This window comes from Nonomuraea turkmeniaca (assembly GCF_005889735.1).
Classification (GTDB): Bacteria; Actinomycetota; Actinomycetes; order Streptosporangiales; family Streptosporangiaceae; genus Nonomuraea; species Nonomuraea turkmeniaca.
In genome coordinates, this window is record NZ_VCKY01000278.1 from 1 (window position 1) to 13,043 (window position 13,043).

Genomic DNA, 13,043 nt, shown 5'->3' on the forward strand with positions numbered 1-13,043 from the left:
GGCCACCGCGTGCCCCCCGTGCGCGGACGCGCCTCCCCCCGAATGCTCCATGGCGCCGCGCGGCCCGCCCCCGTAGTCCACGTGTCCCATGTCCATGACCGAGTACGTCTCCGGCAGCAGGCTGTTCTGCCACAACCAGATCAGCGGCCCCAGCACGGCCATGGTCGAGGCACACGCGACGACGAGGCGGACGCGGCCACCGTTCCGGCGATCGCGAAGCATGGGACGCTCCGTCACCCGCGAGCCGCGAACTGCGGCTCCTGAACGCGAACGGCCGCGCCACGACGTGCCGCGTACAGCGCCGCGGTGAACAGCAGCAGCGCGTTGAGTCCGTGCACGGCGCCCACCAGCGGAATGTTGTGGCCGAGGATGCCGAACGTGACCTGCAGAGCGACGAGCAGCAGCACCAGGCCGGCCGCCTTCCCCGCTCCGGGCACCTTCGCCCAGAACGAGCTGATCAGCAGGAGCAGCGCGATGACGGGGATGGCGATCATCCCGTTGAAGGCGTGGATGATGAGGCCCATGAACTCGGGGAACGGCATTTCGCCGCTCTCGCCGAGCGTCTTGTCGAGCACGCCGCCCTCGTCGATCCACTTGCCCATCCCGGCGTCACCCCAGACCATGACCGCCGCCTGCACGGCCACCTCAATGGCGACCAGGTAGGCCAAGACCTTGTAGACGTTTCTCACAACGCCCTCCCCTCTCAAGACCGGGTTTTCGCGTGCCACGGTAGGGAGCGCCACTTGGGGAGGAATGGTGGGCGACTTGGAACGGACTTGGCGCCCGGAAGTCAGCCCGGGAAGGACCCGGGGAAGGTGACCGCCTGGAGCCCTTCGTCGCCCGCGCTGATCAGCGTCGGCGTCCCGGCCACGTCGACGAGGGCGAGAGCGCGGATCGGGGGCACGATGCGGTGGCCGCGAGCTGCCCGGGCTGGGATGTCGGCCCGGCGGGGCTGACCTTCACGGATGTGCATACGTTCGGAAAGCTATCGGCCAGGTGGCCGCCCGCTCGGAGCGGCCCGCGCTAGGAAAGGCCGGTGGCATTTCTCAGCGCGTCGTGGCTGCGTGCCGACCCGTGGCGGACACTGCTGATCCTCGTGGCCTGCTGCTACGGGATCGTGCAACTGATCTTCGTCACCCCTGGGATGGGGTTGGGGTGGGACGAGTCGATCTATGTCAGCCAGGTGGATCCGCGCGCGCCGGCGGCCGACTTCATCGCGCCGCGCGCCCGGGGGATCACGTGGCTGGTCGCCCCGGTGGTGCTGGTCACCTCGTCCACGGAGGCGCTGCGGGTCTACCTCTGCCTGCTGTCCGCCCTGGCGCTGTACGCGTCGTTCAGGATCTGGTCGCGGGTGCGTGCCGGGGCGGTGGCGCCGCTCGCGGCCCTGCTGTTCGCGTCCTTGTGGCTGGCGTTGTTCTACGGCGGGCAGGCCATGCCGAACCTGTGGGTGGCGTTCGGCGCGGTGGCCGCGGTCGGCTGCTTCCTGCTCTGCGTGCGATCGGGCAGCGGGCGCGGCCCGGTGGCCGGGCTGGCGCTGAGCGTGGCCGCGGTGGGCCTGCTGCGCCCGCCCGACAGCCTGTGGCTCGTCCTCGCGCTGGCGGCGGCGCTCGCCTGGCCGGCGTGGCGGCGGGTCAGGGTAGGGGCCGCGCTGGTCGCGGGCCTGGTCGTGGGCTGGGCGGACTGGATCGCCGAGGCGTACGTGCGCTTCGGCGGGTTCGCCGCCCGCTGGCAGGCCGCGGGGGCGGCGAACGAGACCGGCCTGCATGTCTCCCTGCTCGAACACGTCCGCGCGCTCAACGGCCCGCTGCTCTGCCGGCCTCCGGCGCACTGCGGGCCCATCCCGCTGCCCTGGCTGCTGTGGGCGAGCACGATCCCCGTCCTCGTCCTCCTCGGCCTGTACGCGGCCCGGCGGCGCGGGCACCTCGCCGCCTGCGCCCTGCCTGCCGTCGCCGGCCTGCTGATGGGCGCGCCCTATGTCTTCCTGGTCGGCTACGCGGCGCCCCGCTTCCTGCTCCCGGCGTACGCGCTGCTGGCGCTGCCGATCGCGTACGGCGTCCTCCGGCTGGCGGAGCGGCCGTTCCGCCCTGTCCTCGCCGGCCTCCTGACCGCCGGTCTCCTCGCCCAGTTCGCCTTGCAAGGGCTCACGCTGGACAAGGTCGTCGCCCCCCGGCTGGCCAAGCGCCAGGCCGACGTGGAGGTCGCGCGCGCCTTGAGCGGCCTGGACCTGCGCCCGCCCTGCCTGGTCTACGGCGAGCACGCGGCGATGATCGCCTACCGGGTGGGCTGCGAGTCGCACACGGTCCTGCGCTGGCCGCAGCAGTCGGCGGCGCCCGCCCCGATACGCGCCGCTCAGAGCGCTGGCAAGCAGGTGGTCGCCGTCGACGAGGGCCGGCACGCCGCCGCACCGTTCCTGGAGGGCTGGGAGAGGCGGCCGTTGCCGGGGGCGCGGCCCGGGACGTGGCAGGCGTACCTGCCCCTCGCGTCGTCAGTGCCGCAGGCGGGCCGACCGGCGGCGGTCGGCGGTGCGGGCGAGCTCGGCCATGACGCGCATACCCGGTGGGGTTCTCCGCCGCAGCTCGTCCAGCACGCCGGCAGGTAGACCGTCCAGGAGCCGGCCCGCCAGCGTGAACATCCGAACGGGCCGTACTGCCGCGGGATGCCGCGGTGCCCCGTGGCGTCCTCGTGCGGGCTGATATGCGCCCGCCATCGAGCGGATCCAGGATCTCGAGGCGTCTACGTCGGCTTCGCCCGGCAGCGGCCCGGCTGGCGGCGCTCCTGCGGGACGGCCTCCTGGACGAGCAGGCTGCCGGGCAGGATCCGGCCGAGCCGGCTCGCGCGGTCATGAGGACGCCGGCCGACCCGGTGGCCGATCAAGGTCGTACCCGATCATAAGCGACAAATGGAACAATTTATGTTTTGTGTTATGTGAGTGGTGACTCTCCCGTCTCCTGTCCGGAGCTGCGGAGGCTCCGGATCGAGGTGATGGATGTACGCACGGCCGACGTACGAGGTCGAAACGGTGCGCGCGGCCCGCGCCGGCGATCGCGGCGCCATCGACGAGCTGGTCAGGAGCCACCTGCCGCTCGTGTACAACATCGCCGGCCGCGCCATGAACGGCCACCCGGATGTGGACGACGTCGTCCAGGAGACGATGGCCAGGGTCGTGGCCGGCCTGGCCGGGCTGCGCGACCCGGAGAGCTTCCGATCGTGGCTGGTCGCCATCGCCATGAACCAGGTGCGGGAGTGGCGGCGGGCCACGGTCACCACCCTGTCCGCCCTCGACGAGGCCCTGGGCCTGGCGGACCCCGGCTCCGACTTCGCCGCTGTCACGATCACCCGGCTCGGCCTGTCCGGGCAGCGCAGGGAGACCGCGGAGGCGGCCCGCTGGCTCGACGCCGACGACCGCGAGGTGCTCGCGCTGTGGTGGCTGGAGATCGCGGGGGAGCTCGCCAGGGCCGAGCTGGCCGCCGGGCTGGGCACGAGCGAGCAGCACGCCGCCGTCCGCGTGCAGCGCGTCAAGCGCAGGCTGGAGAGCGCCCGCTCTGTGGTGCGCGCGCTCACCGCGACCTGTCCGGAGCTGGCCGCGGCGGCGGCCTCCTGGGACGGCGCGCCGTCCGACCTGTGGCGCAAGCGGTTGTTCCGGCACGTGCGCGAGTGCCCGGCGTGCACCGACCAGGCGTCCGACCTGGTGCCGGCGGACCGGCTGATGGCCGGGATCGGCCTGGTGGCCGTCCCCGCGGGCACCGCGATCGGCCTGCTCGAGCTCGCCCGCACCGCCGTCGTGCCGGTGGTGAAGGGCGGCCTGCTGGCCAAGGGCAAAGCGGCGGCCGGCACCTTGCTGGCGGCCAAGCCCGTCGCGGTCGCCGCCGCGGGCGCGACGATGATCGCCGGGGGAGCGGTGGTCGTCCAGACCATCACGCCCGAGGACGTGGCCCCCAGACGGGCCGCACCGGTGATCGCCACGTCGTCGCCCGCGACCGCCCCGCGTACGACCGGTCCTCCGACGCCCGAGCCGAAGGCGCGCTCGCTCGCGACGCCGACGCGCACCGGTCAGGCAAGCCAGTACGGGCGCACCGTCGACACGGTGGACCAGCCCCCGCCCAGGAACCGCCCGCCGGCCCCGCTGCCCCGGCGCCGCGCCGGCCAGGTCGCCCTCGCCGGCGAGTACGGGCATGCCCGGCACGGCGGGCCTGGACTGACCAAGCGTGGCCACTACCTCACGATCACCGGAAGGGGCTACTTCCTGGTCCGCTTGGGCGTCCTCTACCGCAACCGGACCGGCCCGTTCCCGCCCGTCACCTGGACCGGGTTGAAGGGCAAGGTGTTCCACGTGGCCTCGGGCGGCGGGCGCCGGCTCGACGACGAGCAGGCACCGGGCGTCACCTGGATGGGCTCCCCGGAGACCGGTTACGTCCGGCTGCCCAGCGGCCATCAGCAGATCTGGCAGAACGAGTTCTACTACATCGACGGCAACGTCACCCTGCACAACAACGACAGCGGCGGCGCGGACGTCGACTTCACCGTCATGCCCAAGACCTGGGCGGACGTCTGGGCCGACATCTCGGCCAAGCCTGACCAGGCCAGGGTCATCCTCCGCTACGGCCTGACCCGCGACACCGGCGACGATCGTGCCCCCGTCCCGCAGTACGTCACCAGGAGAACTCCCGCGGACCCGGCCCTCGTCCCGCAGCAGAGCGAGGTCTCGACGAACCAGTGAGCGGATTTGTGTTATCCGCGAGATACCGCTGTGTCTCCTGTGACGAAAGTGACCAATGACCCCTGGGAAAGGATCCGCATGACCTCGCAGCCATCCCGCAGGAGCCTGCTGAAAGCGGCCGTGACCGTGGGCGCGGGCGCCGCCGTGCTGCCCGCGCTGCCCGGATCCGCGGGCGCCGCCGTGTTGCCCGCCGCGGCGCTCAAGCACCCCGGCATGCTGCACACCCAGGCGGACTTCGACCGGATGCGGGCCCAGGTGAACGCCGGAGCCCAGCCGTGGAAGGCCGGCTGGGACAGGCTGGTGGCCAACGGCCGTTCCAAGAGCACCTGGAAGCCGCGCCCGCTCGAGACGGTGATCAGGGGCGGCACGGGCCAGAACAACGTCCAGGCCTCCATCGACATCGCCGCCGCCTACCAGAACGCGCTGCGCTGGAAGATCAGCGGCGAGAAGGCCCACGGCGACACCGCTCGCGACATCCTCAACGCCTGGTCGGGCACGCTGAAGACGCTGACCGGCAACGCCGACCGCTACCTGGCCGCCGGGATCCAGGGCTGGCAGTTCGCCAACGCCGCCGAGATCATGCGCGGCTACCCCGGCTTCGACCTCGAGCGTTTCAAGAGGATGTTGCTCACGGTCTTCTATCCGATGAACGACCGGTTCCTCAAGGAGCACAACGGGGCCTGCATCAGCAACTACTGGGCCAACTGGGACCTGTGCACCATGAACTCCATCCTGGCCATCGGCATCCTCTGCGACGACCAGGCCAAGATCGAGCAGGCCGTGGACTACTTCAGGAACGGCAAGGGCAACGGCTCCATCATGAACGCCGTGCCGTTCCTGCACGAGAACGGCACGCTCGGCCAGTGGCAGGAGAGCGGGCGCGACCAGGGGCACAGCGCCGTCGGCGTCGGCTGGATGGGCGTGTTCTGCGAGACGGCCTGGAACCAGGGCATCGACCTGTACGGGTACGCGGGCAACCGGTTCATGAAGGGCGCCGAGTACGTCGCCAGGTACAACCTGGGCGAGACCGTGCCGTTCACCACGTACAAGTGGAAGAACGGCACCACGTGCGCCTCCCGCGAGCAGACCGTGATCTCCGCCGCCGGGCGCGGCCACGTCGATCCGATCTGGGCGATGATCTACAACCACTACGGCGTCCGGCGCGGGCTCGACGTGCCCGGCATCGAGGCGTTCAGCAAGAAGGTCGCCCCCGAAGGGGGTGGCGGAGACTACGGCGGCAGCCAGTACGACCACCTCGGCTTCGGCACGCTCACCTTCACCCGCGCCACGGCCGGGGACGGGGGCGGGCTGCTGGCCACCGGAGTGTCGCGGACGTTCGAGTCGGTCAACGACCCGAAGGCGTACATCACGGAGTCCGGCGGGCTGGGATCGGACGCGCTCACCCTCCGGGTCGTGCCCGGCCTGGCCGACCCGAAGGGATACTCCCTCGTCGATGCGGAAGGCCGCTACCTGCGGCACAAGAACTTCCTGATCAGGTTCGACGCCAACGACGGCACCGCGTTGTTCAAGCGCGACGTGACCTTCCACGCCCGCCGGGGCACGGTCGTCGGGTCGGTGCGGCTGGAGTCGGTCAACTACCCGGGACGGTTCGTCCGCCACCGCGGCGACCGGCTGCGCCTGGACAAGGCAGAGGACACGGCCCTGTTCCGGGCCGACAGCTCCTTCCGCCCGGCCTGACCGCCGCGTGGCCCGCTTCCCACGGGGGAGGAAGCGGGCCACCCGAGGTGATCTCGGCAGAGACGCGCAGCCGGGCAAAGAGGAATTTGACGGTTAACGGATACTCTCGTCGTTTGCAGCCGGGTACGCCCGCGAATGTGACCACGACCGAGGCCGTACGCAAGATGTCGCTGCCGGTGCTGACCGCGATGGTCGTCGGGTCCATGGTCGGGGCCGGGGTGTTCTCCCTGCCGCGTAACTTCGCCCAGGCCACCGGCATCTACGGGACGCTGGTCGCGTGGCTCATCGCCGGGGTCGGCATGCTCATGCTGGCCCTGGTGTTCCAGACGCTGGCCGTGCGCAAACCGCAGCTGGACGCCGGCGTGTACGCCTACGCCAAGGCCGGGTTCGGCCAGTTCCCCGGCTTCTTCTCCGCGTTCGGCTACTGGGCGAGCGCGTGCGTCGGCAACGTCTCCTACTGGGTGCTGATCAAGTCCACCCTCGGCGCGGTCGTCCCCGCCTTCGGCGAAGGCGCGACGCTGGTGGCGGTGGTCGTGTCCGCGATCGGCGTGTGGGCCTTCCACTTCATGATCCTGCGCGGCGTCAAGGAGGCCGCGACGATCAACCAGATCGTCACGGTCGCGAAGGTGCTGCCCATCCTGACGTTCGTGGTGATCCTGGCGGTCACCTTCAAGGGCGGGGTGTTCACGGCGAACCTGGGAGGCGGCGCGGAGAGCCTGTTCGAGCAGATCAGATCCACCATGCTCGTGACGGTGTTCGTGTTCCTCGGGGTGGAGGGCGCCAGCGTCTACTCCCGGTACGCGCGCAGGCGCGCCGACGTGGGACGCGCGACCGTGCTCGGCTTCCTGGGCGTGCTGGCGCTCTTCGCCTCCGTGACCATCTTGTCGTACGGCGCGCTGCCGCAGCAGGAGATGGCCGGCCTGCGCCAGCCGTCGATGGCCGGCGTGCTGGAGTCGGTGGTGGGCCGGTGGGGGGCGACGTTCATCTCGATCGGGCTGATCGTGTCGGTGCTGGGCGCGTACCTGGCCTGGACCCTCATGGCGGCCGAGGTGTTGTTCGTCGCCGCCAAGGACCGGGACATGCCCGCCTTCCTCACCCGCGAGAACCACCAGAACGTGCCGGTCGCGGCCCTGGTGATGACCAGCGTGCTCATCACCTGCGTGCTGGTCGTCACGATCTTCTCCGACGACGCCTTCACCTTCACCCTCAAGCTCACCAGCGCGCTGTCCCTGATCCCCTACCTGCTGGCCGCCGGCTACGCGCTGCGGCTCGCGGTCAGCGGCGAGACCTACGACGCCGACCCTCGGGGCCGGCGCAAGGATCTGGCGATCGCGGCCCTCGCCACGTTCTACACCGCGTTCCTCATCGTCGCGGCCGGTCTGAAGTTCCTGCTGCTGTCCTGCATCATCTACGCCCCGGGCACGATCCTGTTCGTGCTCACCAGGCGCGAGCACGGCATGCGCGTGTTCTCCCCCGCGGAACTCGTCCTGTTCGCCATCACCGTCGTCGGGGCCGTCGCCGCCATCGCCGGCCTGGCCATGGGATGGCTCACCATCTAGTCCGTGAAGGAGACCCGAGCATGACCGACCAGCCCTTCGGCGTCCACTCCGAGGTGGGGACGCTGCGCAAGGTCATCGTCCACCGGCCGGACCTCAGCCTGCGCCGGCTGACCCCGGGCAACAGGGACACGCTGCTGTACGACGACATCCTGTGGGTGGAACAGGCCCAGGTCGAGCACGACGCGTTCGTCCAGGTGATGCGCGAGCGCGGCGTCGAGGTGTACTACCACCACGACCTCCTCGCCCAGGCGCTGGACTCGAGCTTCGACGCCAAGCAGCACACCATCGAGCGGGCCGTCACCCACCTGACCGTCGGCCCCGCCCTCGTCGACGTCGTACGCGAGACGCTGGCCGGATGGGGCGGCGACAAGCTGGCCACCCACCTGATCGGCGGGTTGTCGAAGGAGGAGTTCGGCATCACCGACATGGACGGCTTCTCCCTGGTCGCGGCCTCGGCCGACCCGCGGGAGTTCATCCTGCCGCCGCTGCCCAACTCGCTCTACCAGCGCGACCCGGCGGCCTGGTTGTACGGCGGCGTCTCGCTGAACCCGATGTTCTACCACGTCCGCCTGCTGGAGACGATGAACCAGTCCACCATCTACCACCACCACCCCATGTTCGCCGATCAGGACTTCTCCTACTGGTATCCGTACGGCGGCGAGGACGAGCGCTTCGACGAGGAGTCCTACGGCGCGGCCGCGATGGAGGGCGGCGACATGATGCCCATCGGCCACATGACGGTGGCCATCGGCATCAGCGAACGCACCAACCCGCGCACCATCGAGCACATCGCGCTGTCGTTGTTCGCGGCCGGGGCGGCCGAGCGGGTGATCGCCGTGGACATCCCCAAGTCCCGCTCCTACATGCACCTGGACACCGTCTTCACGTTCCTGGACGTCGACAAGGCCAGCGCCTACCCGCCGTTCCTGGAGTCCGCCACCACCTACTCGCTGCGTCCCGGCGACAAGAGCGGCACCCTGGAGGTGCACCGCGACCGCAGCCTGCTGGCCGCCCTGCGCGACGCGCTGCGCCTGACCGAGCTGGACATCGTCCCGACCGGCGGTGACGACTACCAGCAGGCCAGGGAGCAGTGGGACTCGGGCAACAACTTCTTCGCCCTGTCACCGGGGGTCGTCGTCGGCTACCACAAGAACCAGTTCACCAACCGCAAGCTCCGCGAGCACGGCGTCGAGGTCATCGAGATCGAGGGCTTCGAGCTCGGCAAGGGGCGCGGCGGCACCCACTGCATGACCTGCCCGATTCAACGTGACGCCATCTGAGCCGCCCGCGCCCGCGCGGCCGTCCGCACCGCCACCGGCGTCAGGGCGAGCAGCGGCACGAGCAGGTAGACGGCCCCCGCCAGGCGCTGGTCGGCGACGAGGTCCGGCGCGCCCGGCGGGCCCGCGACGATGAACCAGTCCGCCGCGACCTGCGGCCCCGCCAGCAGGTACGTCCCGACGACGAGATGCGTGCCGGCCACCACGGTCAGCAGCCGGACCCGCGCGGCCCACGGCGACGCGCCCGCGCCGGTCAGCAGCCACGACACCGCCAGGCCGAGCCCGAGGAACAGCAGCCCGGTCGCCAGGTGCGCGGCATACTCGTCCAGCGACCACGGCAGCCACCCTGTCGCGTAGAGCAGCAGGAACGGCACGGGGTAGGCGATCGTCAGGACGGCCGGCCGGAGGAAGCCGGTGGCGGTCCTGCCCGCCGGCGTGACCGGCGCGCCCGCGCACAACAGCAGGGGAACGACGACGGCGAGCACGACATGCTGCAGCGCCTGCACCGACAGCATGGCCCGCGCGTAGCCGCCCACCCCGCCGACCAGCACCAGAGCGGCCAGCGCCAGCCCGGCGTACCAGGCGAACGTGCGGCCGGACGGCCATGCCGCGACCCTGCGCAGGCCGGCCGGATACCCGGCCGCGGGCAACGCCAGCAGCAGGATGATCAACGCGTCCGGGCGCACCTCGCTGATCAGCGCGCCGGGGGAGAAGGGCGCCAGATCGTACTCCAGGGCGCCGTGACCCGCGCCCCCGCCGCCCGTCGGCGGCGGCGTCCGCGACAGGCCGACGGCCAGCCCCATCGCCGCCGCCATCACGCCGATCTCCCCGGCCGCGAGCCGGACGAAGGTGCCGCGTACCCCGCGGCCGGCGACGCCCGTGACCGTTCTGCGGCGGTGGTTCCAGCCGAACCAGCCGAGCACCGCCAGCGTGCCGACCTTGGCCAGCAGGAGCACCCCATAGGGGGTACGCCACAGATCGGCCGGCTCCCCCAGCCGCACCCACGCGCCGGCCAGCCCGGAGAAGGCCACCGCGACGAAACAGCACAACGCGATCGTGCTGAACCTCGGCAGCACCACCGGCAGATCGTCCGAGCGGCGGAAGTGGACGAGGATCGCGCCCAAACCGCCGGCCCACAACGACGCCGCCACCAGATGCGCCATCAGCGCCGACACCGCGAGGTCGTGGTCGGCGGCCGAGGCGGCATGGCCCACGTAGGCGGGCGGCAGCAGCCCGAAGACGGCGATCCCCAGCGGGACCCACCGGGGCAGCCGCCGCACGAACGTGGCCGTCGCCACCGCGAACGTCACGCCCAGCACCACCAGCAGCGCCCGCGTCTGCGGGAGCAGCGTCCCGAGGTTCAGCTCATCGGGCGTGGCGAGCAGATCCGCAACCGGCATCGGGATGAAGCTCGACAATGTCAGCACGTAGCTCAGCAGCGTGGTGAACGCCCAGCCCAGCGCCCACCAGCCCGCCGCCCGCAGGCACCGCGTGGCCTCCGCCGACGCGGCGGGGGCCAGCACGGCGGCCAGCAGCGTGCCCACGCAGGCGACCGCGCACACGACGTGCAGGAACCGCGTCAGCGGCACTCCCCAGTCCGTGAGCGGCCCCGCCGTGGGCAGCCCGGGAATCTCGGCCGCCCCCGCTCCGCCGCCGAACCGCAGCACCGCGACCAGCACCACGACGCCCACGCCCACCGCGAAACCGGCATACGCCGTCTTCCATCGCATACGAGGGGTACGCAGCGTCCGCCCCGCCGGTTCACCGGCCCGGCGTCATCCTGCCCAGCCGTCGTAGTCGCGCCGCGCTGCCCGGGCGCGCGGGCCGGTCACGCTTCCGCCGCCGCACTCGGGCGGACGATCACGAGGTCACGCTTCCGCCGCCGCGCCCGGGCGGACGATCATGAGGACCACGACGATTGCCCACACGAGGTTGTAGACGCCGGCGAGCATCGACAACGTCCGCAACCTCCCGACGTCATCGGGGGTGCGGAGCGCCGCGCGCTGGCGCGGGTAGATCTGCGTGGCCAGCAGGCCGCCCGCCACGGCGGTGAGGACCATGGCGACGTTGATCCAGATCTCGCCCATCCGCCCCTGGAGGAGGGCCAGCGCGATCCCGGCGACGGGGACGACGACGCCGAAGGCGGCGTACCCGCCGGTGATGCGGTGCAGCAGGGCCGCCACGGCCGGGCTCCGCTCACCCGGCGGGTCCCCGGTCCCGTCGGCCAACGGGGCGACCGGCGCGTAGCGGGGGAACAGGCTCGCCGCGACGGCCGAGCCGCCGACGAACACGATGCTGGCGAGCACGTGTACCGACAGCAGGACGTGATCCATGGGAACTCCTCTAACCTTCAGACTGGCTGAAGCTTAGCTCAAGCTTCAGCCAGTCTGAAGGTGGGGTTCCGCGGGAGATCAGGCCACCTGGTCCCAGAGGGCGGCGGGGACGGGATGGTCCAGGGCCTGAAGGTTGGCGGTGACGTGGGCTGGGGCGTGGGCGCCGACGAGGACCGTGCGCACCGCGGGGTGCCGCAGCGGGAACTGCAGAGCCGCGGCCGGCAACGGGACGTCGTGCCGATCGCACGCCGCGGCGAACGCGTGGACTTCTGCGGGAGCGTCCGCGGGCGGCTCGGTGGCGGCCAGGAGCCCGCGGTGGAAGAGGCTGGCCGCGATGACGGGGATGTCCCGGTCCTGGCAGAGCGGGAGGAGCTCGTCGAACGCCGTGCGGCGCAGGAGCGTGATCTGGTTGGCGGCCAGCAGCAGGTCCAGGTCGGTCTGCTTGACGAAGTCCACCAGCATGGGCGACTGGTTCATGCCCACGCCGACGGCGCGTACCACGCCCTGGGAACGCAGGTCCGCCAGCGCCGGGTAGGCCTCGTCGAGCGCCTGGGGCCAGTGGCGGTCGGGGTCGTGGATGAAGAGGATGTCCACGTGGCCGATGCCGAGGCGGTCCAGGGACTCCTCCACGCTGCGCATGACCCCGTCACGGGTGAAGTCCCACTCGATGTGCCGGTCGGCGGGCACGGCGAAGCCGCCGTTGTCGCCGGGCCCCGGCCGGACCAGCCGGCCGACCTTGGTCGACAGGACGTACTCCGAACGGGGGTGCTCGCGCAGTGCGCGGCCCATGCGCCGCTCCGACAGGCCGAGCCCGTAGAACGGGGCGGTGTCGTAGTAGCGGATGCCGGATTCCCAGGCCGTGTCCATCACCGACTGGGCCGCGGCGTCGGAGATGGGGTGGAGGTAGTTGCCGAGCGGGCCTCCGCCCAGGCCGACGCGGGGGAGCGGGACAGGCGAGGTCACGCGGGCTCCAAGTGCAGCCACGTGGTGACCACCTCGGAGACGGCCTCCAGATGATGGTCCTCGCCGGCCTCCACGATGAGCACGTCACCCCCGTCAAAATCCGAAGTTTCGCCGTTTATGTGGATCTTTCCGGTGCCGGAGAGGATGAGGAAGATCTCCGGATCCGGATGGGTGTGGCGGCCTTCGGCGTGGCTGATCCGGCCGGGCGGCAACGTCGAGACGCCCCCGGACTCGACCCGGTACCCGGGCAGCGACACTCCGGCGCCCATGGCCGCCAGCGTGGTCCTACGCATGGACGTCCGCCTCCTTCGCGGCCAGGTCGATGGCCATGAGCTCCTCGTCGGTGAAGTCGAGCCGGTCCACGCAGGCCACGTTGGCCTCCAGCTGCTCGGGGCTGGAGGCGCCGACGAGCACCGAGGTGATCCGCGGGTCGCGCAGCGCCCACGCCAGCGCCAGCTGCGCGACCGTCTGCCCGCGGGCGGCGGCGATCTCGCCC

At 71.5% G+C, this 13,043-nt stretch carries 14 protein-coding genes; 5 read left to right on the forward strand and 9 right to left on the reverse strand.

What is annotated here, in order from left to right:
* The 3 genes from ETD86_RS46790 to ETD86_RS46800 form a co-directional block, all read right to left on the reverse strand.
* On the reverse strand, positions 1-222 hold a 222-nt coding region (locus tag ETD86_RS46790; protein ID WP_211370743.1), incomplete at its 3' end, for a hypothetical protein.
* Between the two features lie 11 nt (positions 223-233).
* Complete coding sequence (locus ETD86_RS46795) at positions 234-689, reverse strand: hypothetical protein (RefSeq protein ID WP_138673084.1); 456 nt, start codon at positions 687-689, stop codon at positions 234-236.
* A 101-nt stretch (positions 690-790) separates the two neighbouring features.
* Entirely contained in the window at positions 791-973 is a 183-nt protein-coding gene (locus tag ETD86_RS46800; protein WP_138673085.1) for a hypothetical protein, read from the reverse strand.
* Positions 974-1,036: 63 nt separating this feature from the next.
* On the opposite strand from ETD86_RS46800, the gene ETD86_RS46805 reads away from it, so the two are divergent.
* Positions 1,037-2,599, forward strand: a complete 1,563-nt coding sequence (locus ETD86_RS46805) for a hypothetical protein (protein ID WP_138673086.1) — start codon at positions 1,037-1,039, stop codon at positions 2,597-2,599.
* 134 nt (positions 2,600-2,733) lie between these two features.
* Here ETD86_RS46805 and ETD86_RS56135 read toward each other — a convergent pair whose 3' ends face one another.
* Positions 2,734-2,874 carry a hypothetical protein gene (locus ETD86_RS56135; protein ID WP_170223654.1) on the reverse strand — a complete coding sequence of 47 codons (141 nt, stop codon included), beginning with the start codon at positions 2,872-2,874 and terminating at the stop codon, positions 2,734-2,736.
* Between the two features lie 112 nt (positions 2,875-2,986).
* On the opposite strand from ETD86_RS56135, the gene ETD86_RS46810 reads away from it, so the two are divergent.
* The 4 genes from ETD86_RS46810 to ETD86_RS46825 all read left to right on the forward strand — a co-directional run bounded on the left by ETD86_RS46810 (position 2,987) and on the right by ETD86_RS46825 (position 9,254).
* A complete protein-coding gene (locus ETD86_RS46810; RefSeq protein WP_138673087.1) occupies positions 2,987-4,717 on the forward strand; it encodes an RNA polymerase sigma factor in 1,731 nt (576 codons plus the stop codon).
* Positions 4,718-4,795: 78 nt separating this feature from the next.
* On the forward strand, positions 4,796-6,415 hold the full coding sequence (locus ETD86_RS46815) for an AbfB domain-containing protein (RefSeq protein WP_211370744.1): 1,620 nt from the start codon (positions 4,796-4,798) through the stop codon (positions 6,413-6,415).
* Between the two features lie 137 nt (positions 6,416-6,552).
* Entirely contained in the window at positions 6,553-7,974 is a 1,422-nt protein-coding gene (locus ETD86_RS46820) for a basic amino acid/polyamine antiporter (protein ID WP_246149335.1), read from the forward strand.
* A gap of 20 nt (positions 7,975-7,994) precedes the next feature.
* Positions 7,995-9,254, forward strand: coding sequence for an arginine deiminase (locus tag ETD86_RS46825; RefSeq protein WP_138673088.1), 1,260 nt, complete (start codon positions 7,995-7,997; stop codon positions 9,252-9,254).
* Here the strand turns inward: ETD86_RS46825 and ETD86_RS46830 are convergent.
* The 5 genes from ETD86_RS46830 to ETD86_RS46850 all read right to left on the reverse strand — a co-directional run.
* A complete protein-coding gene (locus tag ETD86_RS46830) occupies positions 9,236-10,981 on the reverse strand; it encodes a cytochrome c oxidase assembly protein (protein WP_138673089.1) in 1,746 nt (581 codons plus the stop codon). The two genes, ETD86_RS46825 and ETD86_RS46830, sit on opposite strands and share 19 nt — an antisense overlap.
* Positions 10,982-11,119: 138 nt before the next feature.
* Complete coding sequence (locus tag ETD86_RS46835) at positions 11,120-11,584, reverse strand: hypothetical protein (RefSeq protein ID WP_138673090.1); 465 nt, start codon at positions 11,582-11,584, stop codon at positions 11,120-11,122.
* A gap of 78 nt (positions 11,585-11,662) precedes the next feature.
* A complete protein-coding gene (locus ETD86_RS46840) occupies positions 11,663-12,547 on the reverse strand; it encodes an aldo/keto reductase (protein ID WP_138673091.1) in 885 nt (294 codons plus the stop codon).
* Positions 12,544-12,840, reverse strand: a complete 297-nt coding sequence (locus ETD86_RS46845; protein ID WP_138673092.1) for a cupin domain-containing protein — start codon at positions 12,838-12,840, stop codon at positions 12,544-12,546. The genes ETD86_RS46840 and ETD86_RS46845 overlap by 4 nt, the downstream gene beginning before the upstream one ends.
* On the reverse strand, positions 12,833-13,043 hold a 211-nt coding region (locus ETD86_RS46850; RefSeq protein ID WP_211370746.1), incomplete at its 5' end, for an aldo/keto reductase. The genes ETD86_RS46845 and ETD86_RS46850, both read right to left, overlap by 8 nt.

What these genes read in the sequence shown, in the direction of transcription:
- ETD86_RS46800 (WP_138673085.1), bottom strand. Translation starts at nt 973, where the DNA reads ATGCACATCCGTGAAGGTCAGCCCCGCCGGGCCGACATCCCAGCCCGG.
- ETD86_RS46810 (WP_138673087.1), top strand. Translation starts at nt 2,987, where the DNA reads ATGTACGCACGGCCGACGTACGAGGTCGAAACGGTGCGCGCGGCCCGC.
- ETD86_RS46815 (WP_211370744.1), top strand. Translation starts at nt 4,796, where the DNA reads ATGACCTCGCAGCCATCCCGCAGGAGCCTGCTGAAAGCGGCCGTGACC.
- ETD86_RS46825 (WP_138673088.1), top strand. Translation starts at nt 7,995, where the DNA reads ATGACCGACCAGCCCTTCGGCGTCCACTCCGAGGTGGGGACGCTGCGC.
- ETD86_RS46830 (WP_138673089.1), bottom strand. Translation starts at nt 10,981, where the DNA reads ATGCGATGGAAGACGGCGTATGCCGGTTTCGCGGTGGGCGTGGGCGTC.
- ETD86_RS46835 (WP_138673090.1), bottom strand. Translation starts at nt 11,584, where the DNA reads ATGGATCACGTCCTGCTGTCGGTACACGTGCTCGCCAGCATCGTGTTC.
- ETD86_RS46845 (WP_138673092.1), bottom strand. Translation starts at nt 12,840, where the DNA reads ATGCGTAGGACCACGCTGGCGGCCATGGGCGCCGGAGTGTCGCTGCCC.